The sequence below is a fragment of the Acidobacteriota bacterium genome (assembly GCA_035471785.1).
Lineage (GTDB): Bacteria > Acidobacteriota > UBA6911 > RPQK01 > DATIPO01 > JANQFM01.
Map to the genome: position 1 here is coordinate 1 of DATIPQ010000022.1, position 24,629 is coordinate 24,629.

Annotated in this window: 16 protein-coding genes and 1 pseudogene; 9 read left to right on the top strand and 8 right to left on the bottom strand. The window is 63.3% G+C overall.

The features are described 5' to 3' along the window. The 6 genes from VLU25_03825 to VLU25_03850 form a co-directional block, all read left to right on the top strand. Window positions 1–1,462: S8 family serine peptidase (locus VLU25_03825; protein HSR67046.1), on the top strand; the 1,462-nt coding region annotated here is incomplete at its 5' end. Between the two features lie 370 nt (window positions 1,463–1,832). Continuing rightward, window positions 1,833–2,876 (top strand): hypothetical protein, encoded by a 1,044-nt coding sequence (locus tag VLU25_03830; protein ID HSR67047.1) that lies wholly within the window; start codon window positions 1,833–1,835, stop codon window positions 2,874–2,876. Between the two features lie 550 nt (window positions 2,877–3,426). Further along, window positions 3,427–4,083 (top strand): RNA polymerase sigma factor, encoded by a 657-nt coding sequence (locus tag VLU25_03835; protein HSR67048.1) that lies wholly within the window; start codon window positions 3,427–3,429, stop codon window positions 4,081–4,083. A gap of 21 nt (window positions 4,084–4,104) precedes the next feature. Beyond that, complete coding sequence (locus tag VLU25_03840) at window positions 4,105–4,890, top strand: hypothetical protein (protein ID HSR67049.1); 786 nt, start codon at window positions 4,105–4,107, stop codon at window positions 4,888–4,890. Between the two features lie 267 nt (window positions 4,891–5,157). Further along, window positions 5,158–8,100: a CHAT domain-containing protein gene (locus VLU25_03845; GenBank protein HSR67050.1), complete on the top strand. Its 2,943-nt coding sequence runs from the start codon at window positions 5,158–5,160 to the stop codon at window positions 8,098–8,100. Between the two features lie 783 nt (window positions 8,101–8,883). Further along, the gene (locus VLU25_03850; protein HSR67051.1) at window positions 8,884–10,635 is read left to right on the top strand and encodes a CHAT domain-containing protein; all 1,752 of its coding nucleotides are present in this window, start codon (window positions 8,884–8,886) and stop codon (window positions 10,633–10,635) included. 49 nt (window positions 10,636–10,684) lie between these two features. Here VLU25_03850 and VLU25_03855 read toward each other — a convergent pair. Continuing rightward, window positions 10,685–10,765 (bottom strand): annotated as a pseudogene (locus VLU25_03855) (DUF2255 domain-containing protein). Window positions 10,766–10,779: 14 nt separating this feature from the next. Continuing rightward, a complete protein-coding gene (locus VLU25_03860; protein HSR67052.1) occupies window positions 10,780–12,531 on the bottom strand; it encodes a winged helix-turn-helix domain-containing protein in 1,752 nt (583 codons plus the stop codon). A 210-nt stretch (window positions 12,532–12,741) separates the two neighbouring features. Here VLU25_03860 and VLU25_03865 point away from each other — a divergent pair, with 210 nt between their 5' ends. Then, the gene (locus VLU25_03865; GenBank protein HSR67053.1) at window positions 12,742–13,245 is read left to right on the top strand and encodes a hypothetical protein; all 504 of its coding nucleotides are present in this window, start codon (window positions 12,742–12,744) and stop codon (window positions 13,243–13,245) included. 222 nt (window positions 13,246–13,467) lie between these two features. Here the strand turns inward: VLU25_03865 and VLU25_03870 are convergent, their stop codons facing one another. From VLU25_03870 to VLU25_03880, 3 genes are read right to left on the bottom strand one after another with little or no spacing between them, the layout of a single operon-like run. Further along, window positions 13,468–20,289, bottom strand: a complete 6,822-nt coding sequence (locus VLU25_03870) for a hypothetical protein (GenBank protein HSR67054.1) — start codon at window positions 20,287–20,289, stop codon at window positions 13,468–13,470. A 10-nt stretch (window positions 20,290–20,299) separates the two neighbouring features. Beyond that, on the bottom strand, window positions 20,300–21,226 hold the full coding sequence (locus tag VLU25_03875) for a glycosyltransferase family 9 protein (protein ID HSR67055.1): 927 nt from the start codon (window positions 21,224–21,226) through the stop codon (window positions 20,300–20,302). Between the two features lie 3 nt (window positions 21,227–21,229). Continuing rightward, a complete protein-coding gene (locus VLU25_03880) occupies window positions 21,230–22,495 on the bottom strand; it encodes a hypothetical protein (GenBank protein HSR67056.1) in 1,266 nt (421 codons plus the stop codon). A 96-nt stretch (window positions 22,496–22,591) separates the two neighbouring features. Between VLU25_03880 and VLU25_03885 the strand changes: the two genes are divergently transcribed. Both VLU25_03885 and VLU25_03890 read left to right on the top strand, forming a co-directional pair. Next, on the top strand, window positions 22,592–22,819 hold the full coding sequence (locus VLU25_03885) for a type II toxin-antitoxin system Phd/YefM family antitoxin (protein ID HSR67057.1): 228 nt from the start codon (window positions 22,592–22,594) through the stop codon (window positions 22,817–22,819). Beyond that, window positions 22,816–23,205 carry a type II toxin-antitoxin system VapC family toxin gene (locus tag VLU25_03890; protein HSR67058.1) on the top strand — a complete coding sequence of 130 codons (390 nt, stop codon included), beginning with the start codon at window positions 22,816–22,818 and terminating at the stop codon, window positions 23,203–23,205. The genes VLU25_03885 and VLU25_03890 overlap by 4 nt, the downstream gene beginning before the upstream one ends. Window positions 23,206–23,377: 172 nt before the next feature. On the opposite strand, the gene VLU25_03895 is transcribed toward VLU25_03890, so the two are convergent. The 3 genes from VLU25_03895 to VLU25_03905 form a co-directional block, all read right to left on the bottom strand. After that, a complete protein-coding gene (locus tag VLU25_03895; protein HSR67059.1) occupies window positions 23,378–23,971 on the bottom strand; it encodes a CBS domain-containing protein in 594 nt (197 codons plus the stop codon). A 122-nt stretch (window positions 23,972–24,093) separates the two neighbouring features. Continuing rightward, window positions 24,094–24,261: a YgaP-like transmembrane domain gene (locus VLU25_03900; GenBank protein ID HSR67060.1), complete on the bottom strand. Its 168-nt coding sequence runs from the start codon at window positions 24,259–24,261 to the stop codon at window positions 24,094–24,096. Between the two features lie 126 nt (window positions 24,262–24,387). Further along, a complete protein-coding gene (locus VLU25_03905) occupies window positions 24,388–24,585 on the bottom strand; it encodes a hypothetical protein (protein HSR67061.1) in 198 nt (65 codons plus the stop codon). Between the last annotated feature and the right edge of the window lie 44 nt (window positions 24,586–24,629).

Here is a 24,629-nt window from a genome sequence, read left to right on the forward strand (position 1 = left end):
GGAGACGACTGCCAACGATCCCATGTTCGACGATGCTTGGCATCTGCCAAGGATCCGCGCTCTCGAGGCCTGGGACCTGTCATTGGGTCAAGGGGTCACGGTCGCCATCCTCGATACAGGGGTCGATCCCGATCACCCTGATTTGGCAGCTCAGCTTGTACCGGGCTGGAACCTCTACGACCGCAACGCTGATACTTCCGACGTTTATGGCCATGGCACGAGAGTTGCCGGGGTAGTGGCCGCGCTCAGCAACAATGGCATGGGCGTCACTTCGATTGCGTGGGACGCCTCGATCATGCCGATACGGATCAGCCGGCCCGACGGATTGGCCTATGTGAGTACTATCGCTCAAGGTGTCACCTGGGCCGCCGATCACGGTGCCAGGGTAGCCAACATCAGCTACAGCGTTTCCCAATACTCTTCCGTCAGGAGTGCCGCTGAATACCTGAGGAGCTTGGGAGGGGTGGTGGTCGTCTCAGCGGGGAACGAGGGACAGTACGAGTCCGTCCTGCCCAACCCGTCCGTCATAACCGTTTCAGCGACCACCAGCAGCGACGGTCTAGCAAGCTTTTCCAGCTACGGAGACTATGTCGATATTTCCGCTCCAGGGGTTGGTATCTGGACGACAGTTAACGGAGGTGGCTTCGCTGCCCGCTCGGGGACTTCTTATTCAAGCCCGGTGACGGCAGCCGCGGTGGCCTTGATGATGGCGGTCAATCCCGAACTGACGCCCGCTCAGTTGGAGGATATCCTGTTTGCCACGACTGCTGATCTGGGATCGTCAGGTTACGACATTTACTTCGGCCACGGGAGGTTGGATGCCGGGGCGGCCGTTGCGTCCGCAGCCGGGCTAGCCGACGAGGATTTCACGCCCCCCTCAGTCTCCATCGTGTCACCAAGCGGAGGCAGCGTTTCCGGAGTCGTGCCCGTCAACGTCAGCGCTTCAGACAACGTCGGCGTCTCCTCGGTCGAACTCTACGCGCAAGGCATCTGGGTGGCTTCCGACAACGCGGCGCCATATGCCTTCAGTTGGGACTCGTCGGACTATCCCGATGGTCCTGTCACTCTGCACGCAATCGCCTATGACGACGTCGGCAATCAAGGTGTTTCCGCCGACGTCGAGGTGCAAGTCGACAACCAGCCCGACGTGCCCGACACGCTTCCTCCCTCGGTAGCTGTCACCTCACCGGCAGATGGGGCTACGTTGAGCAGAAACGTACAGATCGACGTTCAGGCCGGCGATGACCGCGGACTCTCGCTGGTGCAGCTCCGCATTGACGGTCAGTTGGTCCACAGCGGTGCCGGTAACCTGTCCTACACTTGGAACACCCGCCGGGAATCCGCCGGCGCCCACGCCATCGAGGCGCAAGCCTGGGACGAGGCTGGCAACTCCGCTTCCCATTCCATCCAGGTCGAGATCTCCAACTCCAAGGGACCAAAAGGTGGAAAGAAGAACAAGTAGACGTCGTTCTGACCATAGAATAGGATTTATACTGAAACTAATTTTGTTTGATCCTGCTTACAAGCTCCACACCTTGTCTACGGTGCATCTATCGGCACGACGGGTCAAGAGCTAAAATGCGTTTGTGGCAATAATGCCGTTTTTGGCTTTGTTATTAAGACTTTCAATGTAGATTTTAAGGACCTGTCGGTTTTTCTAGAATAAGAAAGCCGTTGCATTCGCCCTCTTTTTGCCTTATCCTAACGCTCGGTGAGCCTGCGGGAAGCATGCAGGCTTGCCTGCGAGCTAGGTTAGTGCGAGAACTCGCACACAAATAAGGAGAGGCGCGATGATGAACACTATCCGACTAGGGATATTTGTAGCCGCCGTAATGATTTTATTGGCCGGCGTGACGTCGCCTGCGCTGGCGCAGGCGTGTGATTGCGACAACAGCCAGAACAGCATCTGCAGCGGACAGGGATTCCGGATCACCCTGATCGATTTCAATATCGACCAGGATGCGGGAACCAGCAACTGGGACTACCGGGTCTGCAACGAGACGGGACTGGAAACGGGCTGTGATGCCCCCAGGGACCTCTCTCATATCGACCTCGATTTGCCCAGCCTGGGAGAGTGTCTGACCGAGAACCAAGAGATTGCGCTCTCGCAAATTTCCGGCTTCGACAACGCCCTTCTGGCCTGCGGCATAGACGACAAGGATCCTTCTTGTGACATTTTTGGCAGTTCAGGCGATTTCGTTGCCAAATGCGATGTTGCCGTAGGTTCAGTGGACCCCGGCGAGTGCGTGACTATGCGGCTCACCATCGCGGGTGAGCAGCCGACGCTTGGTGCCGGCGCTGCCATGACCGTCACCAAGGCCGGACCTCTGTGCGTCAGCGATTGCATTCTAGGCCCCGCTTGCGAGTCTTGCACCGAAGGTCCGGACGACCCGGATCAATGCCTGACGCGCACGGCCGGTTTCTGGGGCACCCATCCGGGCATAACTGCCGGATTCTTGCCCGTCAACGTCTGCGGGGTGGAGCTTGGAGCGATTGCGGCTGGGCAATGCGACTCGGCCACCGAGGCCATGTGTGTTTCCGGCGGACGCGAGTCACGCGGCAACCCGGCCTACACCCAACTGGTGCGTCAATTAACCGCCGCCAAGCTGAATCTGGCGGCAACGGCGGCCAACAATGGCGACTGCGGCCCCGATATCGAGTTGCTGATCGCTGAATGCGAGGATTTGTGCGGTGAAGACAAGAAGACCATCAGCAACAGCGGCTGCATCGAGGCCCTGGCGGCTTTTAACGAGTCTCTGGACACCTTCGAGGTGACTCCGGCGCCCTTCGACCATCCCGGTCGGGCTCATCCTGCCCAGTGCCAGGAGGCCAACGGCAACGGCGTGGTCATCGGCAAAGGCGACTGCGAGCAGTAATCTATGCGCGCGGCGGCCCTTCGACGAGGACCCATCCTCGGCAAGGGCCGCTGGTGCGGCAACCTGCTGTGCTTCGGCCATGCATGTATCATCGGCTGGGATGGGACGAAGGAGCCGGGGGCGGCGAGGTGACAGGTCGCGACTTCCAACGCCTACTCATGAAACGCTGGGCTTCTTGGCCCGGACGGCGGCGCGCATGAACCGTTCATCGACCTGGGCGGCGACAGCCTCTTTGCTCTCTTCACTCCAACGACTGACCAGATGCAACGACTTTTTGCAGCAGTATTGAGTGTCGACTCTGCATAGGACTCCGCCGTAATTTCCGACTCCGAAGGCAAGATCGACGCCCATCCCGCTCAACGCGTTGAGGATGGTGTTGGTTCCCGCCTGGGCCGGCGGAGGGGCCTGAAAGCCGATGCTCGATCTAACGGATGATTAACTCGATTTGTCTCTGCCGATGAGCCGCCTTTAGGTAACGAGAACCTCTAAGGCATCATCGGTTGACCAGGGACGGCGAGCGACTCTATACTCGTTCCGTCAGGATTTATCGATGGGTTCTTCATCCCCACAGCCAGAACTGAGATCCAGAGAAGCGACAGAGCCGGAAACCGTCGCTCCCAAGCTCGACGACAAGACTATTCCTGCCGCTCAGATGGCACGACTGGAAGACATATACAAACAGTATTATCGATTCATCTTCCGTTTTTTCCTGGTAAGAAACTGCACACATGAGGAGTGCAAGGACTTGGTGCAGGAGACTTTTCTTCGGGTCTGCACCGGCTTGGAGGGTTTCCGTGAAGACGCCAGCCTTGCGACGTGGTTGACTGCGGTCGCGGAAAGCACTTTCAAGAATTTCGTTCGTGCACGCAAAACCCAAAAGCGGAGCGGCGTAGAGATTCCGATCGATGACGCGGCCAAGGCCGGGCTGTTCAACCCCGCCAATCGGGCATCGACAAGATCCGACGGACCGTTCCGCAAGCTGCTGCACAAGGAAAGGCGAGACAAGCTGCAACTGGCATTGAACGAACTGCCGCCGCGCAGGCGGATGTGCGTCCTCCTTCGACTCACCAAGGATCTCAAGTACCGCCAAATTGCTGATCTGATGCAGATTTCGATCCAGACGGTCAAGTCTCATCTGAGCAAGGCCAAAGAAGAGTTGAAGGCAAAGTTGGGGGAAGACGTTGATAATGACTGGGATGATTCGTGAGGTCTGCGAATAGGAGTGAATGTGACACTCGCCGATGAAATACGAAGCCTGATGAGCGATCAGGATCTTTCGCTGGAGCATCCGACACCGGATGAGGTGGCACTGCTTTGTTCCGGGGGAGTTTCGTCGGATGACCGCGAGGCTCTCCTGGAGCATGTGTCCAAGTGTTCGACCTGCGCCGGCTTAGTTTCGGCCCTGATGCCCGATGGAGGCAGTTTTCCCACTCCCCAGCCCGTGATCGGGGATGCAGACATCGAAAAGGCTTGGAGCGATTTGGAGGCACGGCTGCCCGCAAAGACTCGGTCGCCGGAAAAACCTCAACCTGTTCAAAAGCAGGACGCACGATCGTTGCGACCGGCCCGGTCACTGTTCCTTCCTCGCTTGGCGGAGGGGTTTGCGATCGGCTTGATCGGTTTTCTATTGGGATGGGTGTATTTCTCAGGCGACACTTTCACCGACCCCTACATCGTCGACCTCGCCGTTGGCGTGCAGCGTAGCGGTCAGGAGGATCTGAACTCCACTACCGCACCATCGTCCGCCAAACGCCTGTTTGCCATTGTCACCTTGCGCGAAGAGGTTGACTTCCACCGCTATCAGATTGGAGTGTGGCCGGCTGCGGACGCCGCCGGCAGCCCCATCTTGCTCGAGGACGCCGAACGGGGAGGTCCGCGTGTCTCCTTTTCGCTCGGAATACAGCGATGGAAGCTTTCCCCCGGCGATTATGTCGTCAAGATACTGGGATTTCGCGAAGACACAGCCGAACCGGTCGAAGTCGCAGTCACCCGGTGGAAGCTGTCCTTCGAATAAGCATCTCCTCGACTTGCAGTTTTTGAGTTCGCTATTTATGAAACGGAGGTTCTCCTGAGCGCCCGACTGACGGGGCAGCAGATTTGTGTGGCAGGCGTCCTGCTTGTCTTTTCGGCTTGCGGCGGCCCTGAAAATGAGCATTCTACGCCCACCGTACCGAAATCGGCCCAGCAGCAGCCTGCTGCAAACGAGAAGGGTCTCTTGCAGCCGGAGCGTTTGACTGCAGGCAGGCTCGCGGGCCACGTGGGAGACGCCTATTCTCTCCAGTTGAAACGAGGCCAACTGGTCGATGTGCGGGCTGAACAAGGGGAAGCCGATCTGGTCGCGACCCTCCTCGACCCGGAAGGTCGCACCATTCTGGCCGTCGATTATCATTTGCCGGGAAGGGCGGAACGATTGGCTTACATCGCACCCAGCGATGGAACCTACCGTTTGATCGTCCGCCTTTACGATCCCTCGGATGAGCCGCTCGCCTATCGCCTGGTAGCAGACAAGCTGGGACCTCCGGACGCCGCAGAACACCATTTCGCAGAGGGACTTCTGTCTTTTTATGCAGCTTCCCAAAGGCAAGGCCGGCCCGAACACAGTCATGAGGATGTGTTGACTGCCTATCGGAAGGTCGAGACGCAATTTGCCGAAAGCGGGGCGGTCTTCGAGCGGGCTGAGACCCTCAAGCGAATGGGCTGGGAATGGTCTCACTTGGGCAGGATCGATGCCGAGATCGACTGCTACGCCGGCGCGTCCGAACTCTTGCTGCCCGTGAGTCCGGAGGAGTCTGCCGTCTTCATGAACCGTATCGGGTATGCCTACAGGGAATCCGGGTTCACCGCCCAAGCCCTGGAGTCTCATCACCAGGCATTGGCGATACTTCGCTCCAATCCTTCCTCCACTTTTCGTCATCAGTCCGCCGAGGCCCAGTCGCTGAATGGACTCGGCTTGCTTGAGTGGACCCACGGCGACCCTCATGAGGCCCTCACCTACTACCGAGAGGCCCTGAAGATCTCCAAACGCATCGGCGCCAAGGACAGTCTCGCCGACACTCTCGACAACATTGGCCTTGTTTACGGTCCGATCGGTCTATTCGACGCGGCCCTCGACAAATTCAGGGAGGGACTTGAGCTTCGCGTCTCACTCGGAGATACAGCCGGCCAGGCCGCCACTCGAACAGAGATCGGCTGGCTCTACTACCGGTTCGGCCGAACGCAGGAGGCCATCGAAGAGTACCAAGCCGCCTTGGGCCTGTGCGGCCAAGGCTGTCGGACGCGGCAGGGTACGCTGGACAGGCTGGGTACCGCTTATCGAGAACTAGGACGCTTCCAGGAGGCGCTTGAAACCTACCGCGAATCCATCGGGCTGTCGCGCGCCAGAGGACGCAACCGGGACGAAGCGCATACCACGCTGAATCTCTGCCATCTCTTTGAGTCGTGGGGGCGCCTCGCGCAAGCGGAGGATCATTGCGACCAGGCGGAGCAGGCCTTCGAGACCATCGGAGATCCCACAGCCACCTCGCACGTGGCCTTTCTCAGGTCGCGCATCAGGCGCAAGCAAGATCTCTTGGAGGAAGCGCTTGATTTCGCCAGACAAGCAGTCGAGGACGTCAACCGACAGCGCGAGCGATTCGCATCCGCTGCCTTGCGTGTCTCCTTGATCGTCTCACGCGGGAACTACTATCGCCACTATGTCGACCTGCTCATGACCCTTCACTCTCAAAGGGCGGACGAGGGCTACGACAAGCTGGCACTGGCCGCGGACCAGGAGTCCAAGGCTCAGGGATTGTCGGATGCCCTGCTGGAGGATCCACCCAGCGATCCGCAGATCGCAGGAAGGCTGCGAGCCTTGCGGGACCGGATCAATGCACTCCAGTGGACGAGAGTGATGCTGGACGAAAGCGATTCGGCCCAGGCCGAGCGGCTCTCCGAGGTGGACCGGCAGCTAAGAGAAGTCCGACAGGAAGTGGACCGGATCGAATATCAGGTGCGGCGCAAGAGCGGGCTCGAGAGTGACCAAGAGAGATTGTCCATCCACCGCATCCAATCGGAATTTCTCGACGCGGAAACGGCGATGCTGGTTTTTGCCCTCGGAAATGACCAGCTCTACGCTTGGGGGCTGTCCTCAAACGCCTTCAGGTCAGCCCTTGTGCCTCAACATGAGAGAATCCTCAGACTCGCCGAAGAGTACCGAAGGCTGCTTGAGCGAAGCTATGCGCGGAGCAGCCGAGAGAGGCTGAGAATCGTCGAAGAGGATCTGTCGGAGATGCTCCTGACCCCGTTGGCATCCTTTCTGGATTGGCGGCGAGTGGTGATCGTTGCGGAAGGACCATTAAGCACGATTCCCTTTTCTACCCTGCTGTTGCCGGTCGAGACAGCGCCTGCGGCCCAGCGCTCGCGGCTGGGCGATGAACATGAACTCATCTCTCTTCCCTCAATCGCGGTTCTGCCGGCCCTGCGTGTACGCAACACTCGAGCCGGGCGTCCTTCATACGACCTGGTGTTGTTTACGGATCCGGTTGTGAATCCAGCTGATAAGCGCCTGCGCGGCAAACAGCCTGCCGGCGCCCGGCTGGATAGCGATCCCTGGCAGGCCTCCAGTCTGGCGGAGATTGAATCTCTGCCACGATTTCACCTGATGCCTCAAGCAGGATTTGAGTCCGACGCGATCACAAGCCTGGCGGGAGAGAAATCTACTCTCCCCTTCATCGGCTTCGACGCCACCCGCGCCAATGCGCTCAGGTTCTTGTCAGACAGCCGGATAGTCCACTTCACTGCCCACGGATTCTTCACCGAGCAGCCCGAGCTGTCGGCCCTGGTCTTGTCTCTTTTCCACTCTGATGGCCGCCTAAGCCCCGGCTTTCTCTGGTCCCTCGAACTTCAGGATCTCGACGTGCGGGCGGATCTGGTGGTGCTTGCGTCCTGCGGAAGCGCATGGGGAAGCAACGTTCCCAGGGAAGGAGTCCTGGGCTTGGGCCGGGCTTTCCTCCATGCTGGAGCCAAGTCGACGCTTGTCAGCCTGTGGCGGGTCGACGATGAAGCGACCATGGAATTGATCAGGGAGTTTTACAGGCAGCTTTGGATCGAGGGCAAAGGTCCGTCCGAGGCCCTCCGCTTGGCCCAAAGGCATTTACGCTCGCAAAACAAATGGAGAGCCCCGGCCTTCTGGGCCGGGTTCGTGCTGCAAGGAGACTGGAAGCATGAATCCTTTGCCTATCCCTAAGTCGAATCGCGGCACACCTTGAACATTGCGCCGCTCTCCGTGTCAAACAGAAGGAGAAGAGGGGAGCCGCTGGACGGTTCGCCGACCATTTGCTTCCCTCACCATTTCAATACTCAATAATCAAGCCAAAGGAGTAAGGCATGCAGTTGAATCATTCCCAAGAGACGTTTACCGGCCGGCCAATCCCCCCCGGGAAAGTGCTGTTCGACGATGACAAATCCGGTAACGGCACTGGAAGCGGAAGCGGAGCCGGTGGCAGCAAAGGCGGCGGGCTGGGAGGCGAATCGAAGAAGGAGGATGGCGGAACCAAGCGGCGGGATGACGCTGGCAGTTCCCAGTTGGGATCGTCTGAGTGAGCCGCAGGTTCCAGCAGCGAACCAGCCCACATTTCGATCCCGGTTTTCCTTGCTGGCGGGCCGCTTCGGCGGCCCTTTTTCTTTGAGACTGCCGCCAGGTTAGGATGTCTTGCCCCAGAAGGAAGACGTCTGGAGTCGGCGACTGAACAATGCCTCGCGCGAGGTGTCTACAAGCTTCCGAATGGGCCGAGATCAAGACAAACCTGATAATTCGGGCAAGCAAGGACGCACGCGAGGCGCCAAAGGTGCGGAGGGAGGCCTTTTCGACTCGAAGCGTGAAGAGCACCAGCAACTCGCCTCCATGGTGGGGCAATGGATTGAGGCGACCCTGAGTTTCTCAGCTCTCCAAGATCGCGACCTTCACGACAAACTGAAAGAAGAGCCTGTCGACCGGTACCGGTTCTTGTCTCAGATGGCTCTGCTCCGCATGGCCGAAGAGAAGGTCCGAGAAGCCGATGCATTGATGCGACAGGCGGAGCAACTAGAAGAGAGCTTCGGAGATTCCCTTCCCAAGTTGGAAAGACGATTGCTCCTGGGACGGCTTCACTTGCACCGTGGAGAGTACGGAGAAGCCCAGGCTTGCTTCTCCTCCATCCGCGCCGAAGCCCAGGTCCTGCTCTCTCCAGAACGCGTCCTGACCTTTCTCGGTCATTATCTGGAAGCACTTGGCCTGTCCGAGGGGACCGCCGATATCGCCCTTCTGCTCAACTTGGTCGACCAAGTGCTGCGTTTGATCCCGACAGTCCTTCCGAGTCTTCCCCCGCCGGTCACGAGAAGGCCGCTGGAGGGCACTGTCGGAGCCTTGGTCAGCACCGTTGAGCGGCATGGCGTCGACTCCTTGACGGGGCAGGAACTCTTGCGGAAGACCTGGTCGGTCATCGTCGCAGCGCGCTCAGTTGCCTGTGACGTCTCTAGGCCGGCAGACTCGTCCGTGGGAAGAGAAGAGGAGCACCAACTTCTTGAGAAGGATTTCTACCTTGCCCTGTCGGAGGCTGTGCTGAACCGAAGTGGTGGAGAGGCTTGGAAGCCTGCCTTGAAGCGTTTGCTTTCCTTTGAGGTACGCGGCCGAGAGACAGGATCGGAGGACTGGGCTGAAGACGCGGAGGTTCCCCAAAGCGGAATTTCCTTGGCCATGTTCTCGTTCGCAGATCTGCTCCGCAAGCCGCTGCTGTTGTTGGTGACGGTTGCCGAAGGTCGGCTCGACATGGAACTTGTCCCCGAGGCAGAAGGGCTTGCAGCCGAGTGGAGACGTTGCTTAGCTGCAATCGCCCAGTCAAAGGACGGTGAAGAGCCTGCCGCATTGTCGTCAGGAGCTTTCGCAGTGCTGCTCTCCAAACGCCTGCGGCGAATGCTGGCGCAGACGCCGGCGACGTCCAAGGTCGTCCGGTTTGCGCCCCCTGCGGGCAACCGGCCAGACCGCGCCCCGACGTCCTCCTCCTTGACCATCTATCCCGACGATCGGCATCGTGACCTCCCCTTCGAGCTCATGCGGGTTTTCGAGGATGGCCCTGAAACCATGGGGGAAGCTTACCCCCTGACCATCGCCCTGGGTCTGCGGCCCTCGGCAACTGCCCGACTCCGCCTGGAGCGCGGTTGGCTGGGTTTTGGCGGGGGAGGCCGAAGACAGGAGCAGGAGCCGGAACGCCGCACCATCATCGAAATCCAGCGACTCATCAAAAAAATGGGCTTTCCAGCAAGGCTGATTGACGGATCTTTCAGTGTTCAGAAACTGAGCCGGCTTCTTGGAAAGCCGCCCGGCGTTCTCCATCTCGCTATGCCGTGTTTCGCGGAGGAAGGCTGTCGGCAGGCTTCAGGACTTATCTTGTTGGATGAGCCGCCGGGGCCTGAAGAGGGCCTCCTGCCCTACGGGCGTATTTGCCAACTCGATCTCAGCGGAGTGGATCTTGTAGTGCTCAGCGGTGCTGTCGGAACGACGGCCGATCCTGCCCACAGCGGAGCGTCCTCAAGTCTGGCTGCCGCCTTTTTGCGGGCTGGAGCATCGCAAGTGCTGACCGGACGCCTGGCGAAGACTCCGCCAAACGCTGAGCATACCCTTCTGGCTCTCTATCGGCATCTGGCGCAGCGCCCGGCCCCAGAGGCGCTGGCGCTTGCCCGAGGCGAATCGATCCGCTTATATGGTGACCGGCCCGCCAGTTCGGCTTGGTGTCTGTGGTGTTGAGCGTCAGTCTCGAATCCTGGCCAACTCAAGGGCTTTGAGCAGCTCGTTAGGCGTTGTCGATGCGGTCGTTGAGCGGGCCGTCGAAGGTGACCTCTATTGTCATCCCAGCGGCACTGATGCGGCCGGCTTTTCGTTACGGTTGGATCACGCACCCGCTCCGCGACTGTCAGGCTGGGTTAAACCGGCTTTGATTCGTAGTTTCTCGAAGCGCGGGGTTCCCCTTAGCTTGTCCAAGCTGGGATCGACATTGAGCCAGCCGATCCAGCGGTCACCTTCGCGCAGGGCCTGCTCCAGGCTTGCCAAGGCGTCCTCGTGGCGGTCCAGGGCCAGGAAGGCCAGCGCCGCATAATAGGCCGAGTAAGGCCGGGAGCCGCCTGTTTCCTTCTCAAGCAGGCGGCTGGCCTGGGCGCTCTTTCCGTCCAGGGCTAGGCACCTGGCCAGGTGCAGCAGCGGCACCGAGTCGGGGCTTCCAAGGTCTGCGGCGCGTGTGAAGGCCTCCGCTGCCATTTCATATTCTCCCATGGCCTCGCAAGCTTCTCCCAAGCGCAGGTGAGCGTATCCATAGCCCGCCTCTTGATCGGCCGCCTTCTGGAAGCGGGCGCGGGCTTCCTGGCAGCGGCGGGAATAGTAAAAGGGCAGCCCCTGGTCAACTTTGATGGCCGCCGAGAAAGGGTCCATCTCCAAAGCCCTGGCCATCTGCCTCTCGGCTTCCTGAAAGCAGCCGGTGGCGGTGAGAAACCAAGCATAATAATGGCAAGGAAGGGCCGTACGGGGGGTGAGGGCGAGAGCGGCCCGGAAGGACGCTTGGGCTTGGGCGATGTCGCGCTTGCCCCAGAAGCGAAGCGCACCCAGAGCGGCGTGCGCTTCGGCCAAAGTCGGATCCAGTTCGAGAGCCCGCAGAGCCGCTGCTTCCGATTGGGTCATGGACCCAGGCACGTGCATGGAGGCCGCAATGGAATGGGCTTGGGCCAGCCCGGAATACGCAAGCGCGTAACCCGCATCCCGCTCCACGGCCGCCTGGAAGCACTGGATCGACTTGTCGAGGTCGCCAAGCGTGTAGCGGAACAGGTAAAAGCAGCCTTGCAAGTAGAATTGGTAGGCTTCCAGGTTCTCGGGGCGCTGGGCAAGCGCGTCGCGTTCGTCTCGGCTCAGCTTCACTTTCAGCGTTTGGACGATCCGCAGGGCCAACTCGTCCTGCAATTCGAAGATGTCGCGAAGGCGGGCATCGTAGACGTCTGCCCACAGCAGCCGACCGTCCTCGACACGCACGAACTGGACGTTGACCCGGATGCGGTCGGCGGACTGCTGAATCACCCCGTCCAGGACGAAAGCGCTTCCCAGCTCCCGTCCGGCTGCGACCGGGTCCTCCCCCAGCGCGCCGAAGCGCAGCACCGCACTGGTGGGCCGCACGGAAAGTCCGGCCACGCCGGCCAGTTTGGTGATCAGGGTGTCGGCCAAACCCGTGGCGAGATACCGTTCTGTTTCTTCCGCACCCTCCAGCCTTTTGAAGGGCAGTATGGCGAGCGGGCCGATGGGGGGAGGGATTGCCGGCGTCTCCTCCCGGCCCGCTTCCGTCACCTCGGCGATGAAACGGTAGCCCCGAGTCGGTATGGTCTCGATATAGCGGCTGGTGACGGCCTGATCGCCCAGGGCCCGGCGCAGTAAACCCACCACGCGGGTCAAGGCATTGGGCGTCACGAACGTGTCGCTCCACACTCCGTCGAGTATTTCGTCCTTGGTGACCAGCTTTCCCCGGTGTTCGATCAGGAACAGCAAGGTTTGGAAAGCCTTGGGCTCCAAAGGGACTTTCCGGCCCGCCTTGTAGACCCGGAACGCCTCGACCTCCACCCGCACGTCGTCAAATTGCAGAATGCTTGGCTTCGAGGAGGATCCCATCACAAGAACCTATGGATTTCATCACCATGTCCTCACGACTCCGCCGTTCCAGCCCGGCTATGCTCCAAGCCGGAGTCGAGTCGGTAAACGGCTTTTCGCCGCAAGTCATTCCGTGCACGGTGCACGGATCCTTGACTCCCCTAATTATAGGTCTTCCGGTCGCAATGTGGCCATCGGAGGACTTGACCATTTGACATCTGAGAGGAAACCATGTTTAGAAAACTTTTTGGCCTGGCTGGCGTCCTGTGCCTGTTGAGCGTTGCGGCTTTTTCACCCTGCCTGGCGGGTTCGTACCAGTCCATCCGCTTGCCCAACGACAGCTCGGCGGCTCCCGATCCTTCCTTCGGTCCAAAATTCTGCAGCGAGCACATGCTGCGGGGCTCCTATGGAACGAACATCACTGGAGTCTTCCTCGAGCCGACTTCTGATCCCCAGGTTCTGGTTTCGAAGCCCTTGGCCTCGGTGGGGATTCTGACGTTCGATGGCCTGGGAACTGTCTGGGGGACGGACACAAACAGCTTCAATGGCACGGTACAGGTCTTTTCCGTGACCGGATCATTCTTCATAAATGACGACTGCACGGGAAGTCTTCTGGTGAACCTGGGCGGGTTCGTCATTTCCAATGACATCGTGGTCTTGGACCGAGGCCGTGAGGTCTTCCTGATCCAGACTACTCCGGGCGCGGTGGTGACAGGCGTCCTCAAGCGCCTCTGAGCAACCTCCTTCCCTTCCGAGCGGCGGTGCCAGCCGCTGGCACCGCCGCCTGCCTTCCCGCCCGGCTCGCCCGGGCCGCATCCGCGGTCACGGGCGCTGCACGGGAGCCGGCTGCCCTCCGCCCCCGACTACGGTCTCCCTTCCCTGCCTCGCCTTCCGCGATTCACTTGATTGAAGAGTCTGGCATGCCGATCTGAAGACTTCTTCCGTTTGGAGCGTTGCTTAATGGGGAGAGGGAGAAAATTCCAGTAGGTCGGATTGGGTCAGGAGGTAGAGGTGTGTGGGGGTGGGGATGGTACGGAGGGGGGTGAAGTTGGGGGGGAGGTTGGGGATCGGGGGGACCGGGAAGGTCGGGGTGCGGGAGAGCGATTCGCTCAGGAGGGTGTAGTTGGGCCAGTCAGGGGTGATTAGGGAGGTGGCGGCGAGGTTGGCGTCTAGGGCCAGGATGCCGGAAGGGGTTAGGAGGAGGTAGCGGGTGGTTTCGGGAAGGTCTAGGGCTCTGGCGGGGGATGCGCTTGAGTTGTCGGAGGCGTTGAGGGGGCGTGGGGGGGTTAGGGCGATGGCGTCCTGGAAGCGGCCGGCGGTGAGGCGGCGCTGGACGGGGAAGGGGATGGCATCGGTTTCGGCTTGCAGGCCGGAAGGAGTTAAGGAGTAGCTCCAGAGGGAGTCCTGGGCCAGGTGGGCTGGGCAGGAGGCGACCTGGGAGGGCTCGGTCTCGGGGAGCAGTCGCCAGGAGCGTCCTTGGGCGTCGATGAGGCAGAGGGCCTCCTGGTCGAGGGCGCGTCCCAGGTGGAGACGCCGGATGTTGACCGGGTCGAAGGCGGTTTCGCGGGGACGGATGAGGTTGGCCGGGTGGAAGGTGCCCGGAGCCTGTCGGTCAGCCTCGAGGAGACGGGGATAGCGCAGCCATCCGCCCGACTGGGTGGCGGTTTCGATGTGGGCGTCGCCGAAGAGGGCCAGAGAAGTGAGGGTGTCGAAGTCGAAACGGCCCGCCGAGAGGTCGGACTCGCGTTCCTTGAAGGTGAAGCGCAGGACGCCGGGCGATCCGTCGCGGCGGCCTTGCAGGCGCCATTGCCAGTAGTCGGTTTGCACCAGGGTCTGTTGGGCGAAGGGGTCGTCTCCTTGCAGGGGGGTAAAGACGCGGCCGTCGTCGAGTAGGTCGAGGTTGACCAGGAAGAGCCGGTCGCTGTCGGAGTTGCAGCGCAGCACCAGGGCCGGTCCGTCGGACTGCATGTCGGTGACCGGCAGCAGGTTTCCCTCGGCGTCCAGCGGGCCGGGGATGAGGCGGAAGCTGGACGGGTCGAGGACGACCTGCCCGGCGCCGCGGCGGAAGGCGGCCAGTCCGGCGGGGGTGGCGGCCCAGGTCTGGCCTCCGTAGGATACGAAATCGTTCCAGATGTCGATCTGCAGGCGTCCCCCCTGCCAGCCCAAGGGCCGCCAGGTCCCCCCCGGAGTGCGGTAGTCGAAGCGAAAGGGACCCAAGGTGGAACCGGCCGCGGAGCTGCGCCGGGGGCTTTGGCGAGCGTCTGCGTGAACCAGGCGCAGGCGCCCCTGGCGGAAGATGGGACGGGTGCGCAGATAGAGGTCGAGCCGAGCCGCTCGGTCGGGGTCCAGAGGGCGCCAGGACTCGGGGCCGGGCTGCCAGTGCAGCGCTCCGCCGTCGTCCAAACGCAGGTAGAGGCCTCCGGCTAGCGTTGGCGGGTCTTCAGCGGGCTGTTTCTCGACGAGAGCGAATCCTAGTGGGGTGGAGGGGAAGCCGCTAAAGAGCCGCATGTCTTGCAGGCGTCCGCCGCCGCGCGGGTGGAGGCTGACCCGCCCGTCGTCCCACAGGAAAAAGGACTGGGAGTCGAAGGAGGCCAGGTCGCGGAGGCGGTCGTGGGGCAGGCGTCCGGCGCGGATGGATATGACGTTCGAGCCCCCGGAAGCGGATTCGAGCTTGTAGCGGCCCTGGACCCGTCCGCCCGAAGCGGTCCAGCGCCACAGCGGGGTGTCGGCGCGCAAAGACTCGGCGGGAACGGACTGATCGCAGGGCCGGGGCTGTCCCCGAGTGGGGAGGGCCAGGCAAAAGCCGTCGCCGTCGGCGATGGCGGTGGAGGGATCTTGAGGCGAAACGGCCAGGCGCTGCACCCGCAAGCCCTGCTCGGGATGCCGGCCCAGGGAATAGATGTGGTCGATGGCGTCCAGTCCGTCGTCGGCGTAGCCGCTGTAGACCTGCAACCCAGCCTGGGAGCCCAGCAACAGGCGTCGGCCCAGCGCGGTCATGGAAGTGATGACGTCGAAGGGAAAGCGTCCACGGTGCCACTGGAAGGGGACCCATCCGCCCACTCCGGCGGCGTTTTCCACACGCAGCAGCTTGACGATGCCTCGCCCGGCACCACCCTCGGTTCCCCTCGCGCGTTGGAAGCGCAGGCGGGGTGCTTCGACCATGAGTCCCGAGAGCAGTGCCGTGGATGGGGATCGCCACTCCCCATCCCACTGCCTCAAGGAATCGCCGGCCAAGGCGGCGAGGACGCGTCCTTGGGGCGTACGGGGTTGGAGGAGGCGCTCCACTTCGGAAAGGCCGGCCTCCTCGACGTTTTGCCAACGCATTCCGGTGGCAGGACGGGCGGTGCGTTGCAGTCCCGCCGAGGACAGCAGCCACAAAGTGCCCTGGTGGAAGGCCGAGTCGGAAAGGCGGTCGGCTTGAAAGCTGTAGACGCCGTCGGGGCTTTGGCCGTGGCGCAGCAGGCGTCCGTCGACGGTGCGGATTTCCAGGGCGTCTGCCTGGCCGCCGCCGCGGCTCCAGGTCCAGGTGTCGTCGGCCAAGAGGACGCCTTCAGGCCGGCGCCGGGGCGGGGAGCTGACCGGAGCCAATCCTTGAGCCGGCTGGGGACCGCCCTCGGTGAGCAGCACCAGATTGCCCGAGCCGTCGTAAGCCACTCGGCGGCGCCGGGCGTCCCAGGGAAAGCCCCGCGCGAGGTCGAGGGGAGCGCCCCGAGCCGGGCGCAATACGAGTCCCGAAGAGGCGCGATCGGTGGAGAGGATGAGCTGACCCAAGGCGACTTCCGGTGAGTCTCCTGCGTAGGTGGCGGCATCTTGAGTGCCGGCGTCCAGGGTCTGAATTTCCTGGCTTGCGGGATCAAAAGCCTGACTCGAGCCCACGATGCGGCCGCCCTCCGCCCTCATGGGCAGCCCCAGGTTGGCCGGACGGAAGGCCACCCCCGCGTCACCCAGTCCCAGTTGAGGCTGAGCATGCATCCACAGCCCGTAGGCATTGGCGGCCCAAAGCGTCCCCGCGTCGGGAGCCAGCACGGCTTCAACCTGCTCGAAGAAGTAACGGCCGGAGGCGTCCAGCGATTGGGAGGCGGGTAGTTCCCGGGGTCCCTCGGGCGTGGAGAGCATGAAGCGTCCGCCCGCACGGTCCCAACGCATCCAGTCGGTGACCAGCGCCGCGGGCGTCTCCAGTCCGGCGGAGGTGCCCGGACCCTGGCGCCGCGTCCAGGAAAGCGGCGTGTCGGACTCGTCGTCGGCCACATACCAGCTATTGCCCGAATCGGCCACAGCTATCAGCCGTCCGTCCACCCGCCTGAGTTGCAGCGAGGGGTCGGCGGCGGGCAAGCGCAGGGCATCGGGCAGCCAGCGGCGCTGCAAGGCGTTGTAATGGAAGACGCCGCCCGGCAGCACGAAGGTCCAGAGATTGCCGGAGCCCTGCACGTCCAGTGGAGGCGCGGCTTGGCGCAAGGGGGGCGCGGGGGCGTAAAGGAGACGGAGAGGCGCCGCCCGGGGGCCGTCGCCGCCCATGGTCAGCGGTTGAAAGACGCTGCGGTAGAAGGAGCCTCCGCTGCCGCGCAGCGTGGCGACCTCTGAGGTGGCGTCGCGCACCAGGTTGAGATGGGCCATGCCCTCGCCCGCCAGTCCGCTGAGCTGGATGGGATGCCAGGAGCGGCGGTCGAGGCGGTAGAGCCAGAGAGTGGGCTGGGGGCCGTCTTGCCGGGGCGCCGCTTCCTGGGCCAGCAGCAGGTAGGGAACGGGAGCCTGGCTGCGGTCGTAGACGGCCTGCAATTGGTCCCAGGGCGGCGCGCCTCCGGGAGGGTCGAGCAGCCTGCGGACGCGTCCTCTCGAGAGCACTTCCACCGACTGATCAGCCAGCAGCCAGGCCGCTTGGTCGCCTCCGGGACTGAAGGCCAGGTCGAGCGGGCGGCGCCATTCGACAGAATCTCCGGGAGGCAAGACGGCTGGGCCGTCGGAGCAGGAATCGGGCCATTGCAGCGCGTCCCGGGAGAGGATGGCGAGGCGCAGGCCGGAGCCCGTGGACTCGTCCCGCCAGGCCAGCAGGCGGCGTCCCACCGTCCGCACCCGCTGGGCGGGAAAGTCGCGCAGTTGCAACGGCGGGTCGGTCCAGGAGCGCAGGGCCGGATCGTAGAAGCGTACTCCGGCATCGGTGGCCACGGCCACGCTTCCGTCGGCCAGCCGGGCGGCATCGAGCAGGCGGCTGACTTCCGGTCCCGCGGAAGGTCGGCGGAAGTAGCACTGCGCGGGCGTAGCCGGGGAGGGGTCGGCGGACCCCTGGGTGCGAAGAAAATGGACGCCCTGCTGCTCCACCTGCATCCACAGGCGGCCGTCCTCGAGGGATGCGCGGACGACGCGTCCGGCGCCGCTCTCGAGACGCTCGTCGCCCCGATAGAGGACTCCCCGGTTCAAGCTGACAGGACGGTTGCCGGCCAGCCCCAGCACCTCCACGTCTCCCCCTGAGGAAAGGCGCCAGCGGGCGATGATGCGGCGCAGCAGCGGATCGTAGGCTTCAACCGCGCCTTCGCCCGCCAGGTAGAGCAGGCGCCCGCGGGGATGCACGTCGCTCACTCCCTGATCGCTGATGGAGAAGCCGCGCGCGTCGCCGATGACGTGGGCGGTGGAGGTGGTGCGTCCCAGCCGTCCGTCGCTGTGCAGCACCAGGAGCTGGTCGTTGTAGTAGGCGACCTGGCGGGCGGACGTTTGCAGAGGCGGATCGACAAAGCCGCTCCAGGAGCGGGCCGAGGTGTCGTAGGTTTGCAGACCCGCCGAGGTGGCCAGGGTGAGCAGAGGACCCTGGGCAGCGGCGTCCAGCAGGGGCAGGCCGTCCAGCCCCGGCTGGGCATCGCCGTTGAAGCGCTCGCTTCCGCCGGGGTGCAGGCGCAGGGCGTTGCCGGCGGCGTCGATGAGTCCCAGGCCGCGCCCGTCCCAGTCGCGCAGCGGATCTACCGGCGCGGTCAGTTCAACCGGCGGCAGGTAGGACTCCAGGTCGCCTTCCTCGATGCGGTAGCGGGGCAGGATGTAGGCGGTAGTGCGCCCGGGACGCTGGGGCGCCAGCACGTAAAGATAGCGGTCGGAGGCGAAAAAGCGGCGTCCGGGCGTGCGCATCCAGCCGGGCACCTGGTCGGCGGGGATGTCGACGTAGCGCCGGGTGACGACGTTGTGCAGCAGGGCTCCGCGCTGGCCGGCCAGGAAAACGGCATCCAGCAAGCCCACCGCGTCCTCGAAGGGGATCTCGATGCTGGTGCCGGGGTCGGCCTGGGGATCGGCCAGGGCCGAGCGCGAGGACCGGCGCAAGGTGACGGGAGCGTCCACGCCGTTGAAGGCGAAGAGGCTGCCGTTGCCGGCCAGGGCCAGCACTTCGGCCCCATCCCCGAAGCGCAGCACGGTGATTTCAGCGTCCTCGCCCAGCGGCCAGGTGGTGATCTCGCCGCCTGATTCGATGCCCACGCCGCCGGTGTAGCCGAAGTAGAAGCCGCTGTTGCCGGGCAAGGGCAGCAGAGAAGTCACCGAGCGGGGGAAGAGCCCTTTCCAGCTTCGCCGCCTCAGGTCGTAGGCGTAGATGCCGGCGCGTCCGGCCACCACCAGCAGATCGTCGCGCTGGACCGCAAAGTGCAGATCGTCGAGGTTGAGGGCGGGGAAGCGGGCGCTCTCGTCCACCAGCAGGACGGGCGGCCGAACAGGATCATCCAGGCGTGCCAGGCGCAGGCATCCCCCGGCGGGCTGGTCGGGAAAGGCCGCTGCGTCCTGGGACTCTTGCCCCTGGGCGGAGGGCGAGGCGGCGGCCGGCGAGGCGGGGGGCGGCGCCGGCGCGGATTGTCCCGACAAGCAGCGGCGTTCCTGCAGCAGCCACAGCGGGCCCCGGTTGCGGTCGGCGCCTGGGGCCGACTCGACGTCGAGGTCGAGCACCCGTCCGTTGAGGCGCTCGTCCACCAGCAGGGCAGGCGGGTCCGAGTCGTGATCGAGCGGCGTCAGCCCTTGCCGGTTGCCGATCCACAGCCGTCCGCGCCAGAAGGCCAGGTGAGTGATGTCTTTCTCGTCCAGCGCCTGGTTTAGGGCGCTGTTGTCGAGCCATCGGCGGCCGCGGGTGTCGTAGAGTCCCACCCCGTCGCTTGACCCCAGAGCCAGCAGGCGCCCGTCGGGAGAAACGGCGGCGGCGCTCAGCGAGTCCTGCTCGACGGGTGCGCCCGAGGCCCCCACAAAGGCGTTGTCGCCCATCAGGACCTGCCAGGGAGAGGCCCACAGAGAAGACGACAGGAAGGCGGGCCGGCGCCGCAGCAGTCCGCCTCGCTCGCTGAGGGCGTAGAGCGCTGAAGGCTCAGGGCAACCGGCCGCCAAGCCGCCGCAGCCGGCGTCCAGCAGAGCCAGCGGCGAACCGCCTCCCGGGTCCGCCGTCTCAAGCGGACGCTCGGTCGACCACAGCCGGGTGTCGGGATCGAAGCGGTGAAACGTCCAGTCCTGCTGGCCGACGTAGAGCCGCTCCTCCTCGGCCTGCCAGACCGCGTCCACGAAGGGCTCCTGCGAAGAGGTGCGCAGGTTCTCCAGGATGCGTGCGTCCGCCAGCGGACGCAGGCCCGGCTGAGCCGACCATTGCCCCAACTCGGCCACCACCAGCAGGGCCAGCACCGACAGTCCCATCACCGCCAGCGCCCCGCCCCACAGCAGTGCCATCGAGACTTCCAGCCTCTGGCGCAGGGGCATGCGTCCGGCCCGTCGGCGCAGCCGGGCCTCGGCCCGCTCTCTCAGTCCGCGTCCCGCATCGTCCCAACGCGCCATGCCCTCTATCCTATCCGTTTCCTGACGCCCACTGCGCTTCCTTGCCGGCCTGCGGGCCCCGCCGCTTCCAGAAGTCGAGGAAACGCTCCTCCACCTCGTCGGGCGCCAGCCGCAGCAGGGCTTGGCATCCTTCAAAACAGGCGGCGCGCCACCCGTGCTCAGGACTGAAGTGGCAGCCCACGCAGGGGACGCGCGAGCGCGCCACCGCCACCCACTCCGCCACGTCGCTCATGTGGGCAAAGACCACGCTCCCCTTGGCGGCCCCGCAGATGGCCAGCGTTGGACGGCCGATGGTGCCGGCAAAGTGGGCTCCTCCCGAGTCGTTGGCGATGACGGCATGGGCGCGGGCGATCAAGGCCAGTACGCGCTCCACCGGCTGGCCGTTGATGCCACTGGGAAAGCCTCTGACGGAAGCGTTGCCCGGCGCCAGGGCCAGGGTGTGAAAGCCTTGTTTGGACAGGGCGTGAGCCAGGTCGATCCAATAAGCCTTGGGCCAGTCCCGGTCGAAGGACGAAGAGTGTGGAAAGAGGATAACGCGTCGTCTCGAATCCGATCCTCCGTCGGCCCACTCCCAGGCCTGTTGGGCCCATTGGCCCATGGAGGGGTGCTCGCAGTAAGGCGGACGGACCGGCTTGAGCCTGCCCAATCCTCGAAAGGCGCACCAGGCGTCGAACCGGCTCAGTTCGGTTCTTCCATGGGTGAGGCGCAATTCCTGGAACCAGTCGCCCGTCCTCTGTCTGGGCTTGGCGTAGTGGCGCGGACCGGGGTCGAGCGAGAGGTCCTCAGGCGTAACACCGAAGGCGCGCACCAGGTCGAGGTTGTTGCGCGGACTCAGCTTGGCCTCGATTCCCGCGGCCTTGGCGGAATGAAGGCACCAGATGTTGACGATCAAGTCGCCCAGGCCGCAGTGGGGGGTGTCGATGAGAATTGGCTTCATGGGCTACTCCCGTCCGGACGCCAACTGCAGGGAAGCCAGGCGGCGCTGGGAAGGAATAAAGTCAGCTTCGGTCAAGAGATCGTCGGAGCGCCGGCGTTGAGCCTGCCAGGCCGCTCGGCGCCTTTCGTGTCTACGCCGAGCCAGCCTGGAGGCCAGCCGGTAGTGAAATGCCGAAGGCAATCCGCGCGTCAGCAGGGCGTAGTCGCCCTGGGCCTGGGGAGGCGCCAGGCCCAGGGCCAGGTGAAGACCTTCCAGCAAGTCGATCCAGAGCAGTGCGACCTGAGGCTGGTCGGACTCGATGGAGTAAAGCAAGGCCAGGGCCGAGGCCAGGCGTCCGGCGGCGGGGAGTTGGGCCGCGGGCAAGGGCAGGGGACGCTGGCGGCGTGCCATCAGGGCCAGACGGTCCTGGCGGCGTTCCAATTCCAGCCGGCGCAGTTCTTCTTCCAGCAGCCTGCGGCGGCGTTCGATGGACTCACCCAGCCGATTGAGGCGAATGCGGCGAAGCTGCTCCTCGGGCAGGCGCGCCTCCTCTTCGCCGAAAGTGTCCGCGGGGGCCCCCGCGTCCCGCAGGTCGCGGGCCAATGCGCTCCAGGAAAAAGGGTGCCGTTGGGCCCTCTCGCCTTTGTCTGAGGGCAGCATCAGCCATTGGAAAGCCTGCTCAAGCGGGCTTCGGGACGAATCCCCCGGCGAGACGGCCAGTGTTTCCACCCACTCGACGGCGGCTTGCAGACAGAGGTCGGAGTCCTGGTCCAGCGAAGCCAGCTCGGCCAGGAGTGCGGCCAGTGACGACGCCCCTTCGGCCTGCAGCCTGAACTTGGCCACTTCCAGCTCGCAGGCCACCGCCTCGCGCAACAGGCTAGAAGGCAGCCCGGCGCGCGCCGCCCGCATCAGCAGAGCCCTCGTCGCCGGACGGGCCAGCAAGCGTCTCAGCAGGAAGGCTTGAGCGCCGGAAGCCAGGGAGCGCCCCCACAGGTAGGAGGCTCCCCAAAGCAGCCCCAAAAAGATCAGCGGAACCCAAACGGCCAGCGACCAGGGATAAGCCCACTCCCACAGGTAGCCCCTGAGGGGCAGGTAGAGGTAGTCGTGCAAGGCATAGAGGACGCGTCCGGGCCCCTCGGCGTCCACGGCCCGTGCAGCGATCACCCACACCAGAGTGGCAAGGGCCGCCACGCTCAGCGCCGCCAAAACCCAGCGCCGCGCCAGCTCTTTCCAGCCAGGCCCGCCGCCCCGCTCGATGGCTTTCAATTCCGCTGAGCGCAGATCCAACATGAAGGCCATCTTACCCCGTCAGCCGGACGTCCGCCCGAGGCTGCAGCCGGGCTTGTAGTGTTGACTTAGTCCAGGACTTAGTTTACTCTTCTGCTTATGAAGGTCAATGTCCACGAAGCCAAGACTCATCTCAGCCGGCTCCTCAAACGGGTCGCCTTGGGCGAAGAGATCATCCTGGCGCGGGCCGGCAAGCCGGTGGCGCGCCTGGTGCCGCTGCAGGAAAAACAGCCGCGCGTGCTGGGTCGAGACAAAGGCCTTTTCCAGGTGCCCGACGATTTCAATGATCCGCTTCCCGAAGCCCTGCTCGGGGAGTTCGAGTCGTGAAGCTGCTGCTCGACACACACTGCTGGCTTTGGATGCGTACGGCGCCCGAGAAGCTCTCCGGCAGCGCCAGAGACCTGCTCATCGACCCCGAAAACGACCTCTATTTGTCGCCCGCGAGTTCGTGGGAGATCGCCATCAAGTACGAGCTTGGGAGACTGTCCTTGCCGGAGCCGCCAGCCCAGTACGTTCCCAAACGGCTCGCCCAAGACTCAATCCAGAGCTTGAATATCGACCACCGCCATACCCTGGAAACCGCCTCTCTTCCCACCCATCACCGAGATCCCTTCGACCGTCTTCTCATCGCCCAGTCGCGAATCGAGGGCCTGCCTCTCATGTCTGCCGACGAAGTCTTCTCCAGCTATGACGTCGAGTTGCTGAAAGCCTGAATCAGGCTTTCATTGCCCCTTGACTGTCCGCTCTGATCGCGTTCAGTCCTCTTCGATGACGGCCCGCGCGGTGGCGCGGAGACGGTAGGGACCCTGTGACGGGGCTGGCCGAGGATATCAACGTCTATCCTCCTCAAGCCGCCATTGACCGGAGCCTTTCCATGCGCCAGCTTCACTGGTACGAGGGGTCGATGACGCAGAGGGCGGCCAACAGGTCGGTGGAGGTGATGATGCCGACCAGGGCTTCTTTTTCCACCACCGGAAGGCAGTGGATGCGGTGGGCGTCCATCATGGTTGAGGCCAGACACAATGACGCGCTCGGTTCGATGGTGACCACCTCGCGCGTCATGAACTGGTGGGCCTTGCTGCGCTGAGTGTCGAGGTCGGCTTTGCGCTCGGCCGCCTTGCCGATGAAAGGGCTGGTGATTTCCAAGATGTCGCGGTCGGAAACGATTCCCCTCAGCCGGTCATTCTCCACCACCGCAAGATGGCGGATGCGGTGGGCTTTCATCAAATCCATCATGTCGCCCGCTTCCTCGTCCAGGCCCACGGTGATCACCGGCGTCGCCATGATGTCTTCGACAATGCTGACCGTTTCAGGTTTTTCTTGAGCACCGTTGCTGCGACCGCAAGCGAGGCTGCGCTGCGAGAAGCGCCTGCTCAGCCGCTGCACGATGGTGTCGGGGTCCATGTGCAGGCGGGGGATGAAAATGTGGCGCTCTTCTTCATCCTCCACAAAGCTGACCCGTATTTGAGAGGACTCCATTGCTTCTACTCCTTACGGGGTGCTTATCGGCAAGCAGCGCGGAGTCCATTACTAATGGCAATTACGATTGTTGCTTATTGATTTCTACCCCTCATGCCCAGACTGAGCAGCTTGCGGAAAAGTCAGGTGCCTCCGATCCCTCCGATCGCCAGGGCCGAGCCGACGACGATCACGAGAACGCTGACCGCGGCGCTGTTGAGATTGCCCAGGGAGGCATAGATGATCAGCACGGCGCCCGCGGCCAAGCTTATGATGCGGTCGGTGCTGCCCATGACGGGATCGAGGTTCATGCGCGTAGGTCTCCGGAGGGGCTAGCGAGCGCCCTCATACCGCCGAGAGCAATTGAGCTTTCACCGCGGTCGCTGAAAGTTGACCCGTGTGTGAACTTGTTGGCCACTTAGTGGTCCTAGCCGGCCCTAGCCGGGGGTGGCGAGCTTTTTGTAGTAAGTGCTGACAGCGAGTCCGCCGAACATGATGGTCAGTCCCAGCGGTTTGATCAGGTCGCCGCTGATTCCCCCTTGCCGCGCTTCGAGAAAAAAGTCCATCAGGTTTAATGCCGCCGCAACTGCCATAAGCGCAATGCAGGCCCAGAATAGTCTTCTTTTGCCTTTCATCCCGCTCTCTCCGCTTGTCCTATTTTCCTTCATTCGGAGCTAGA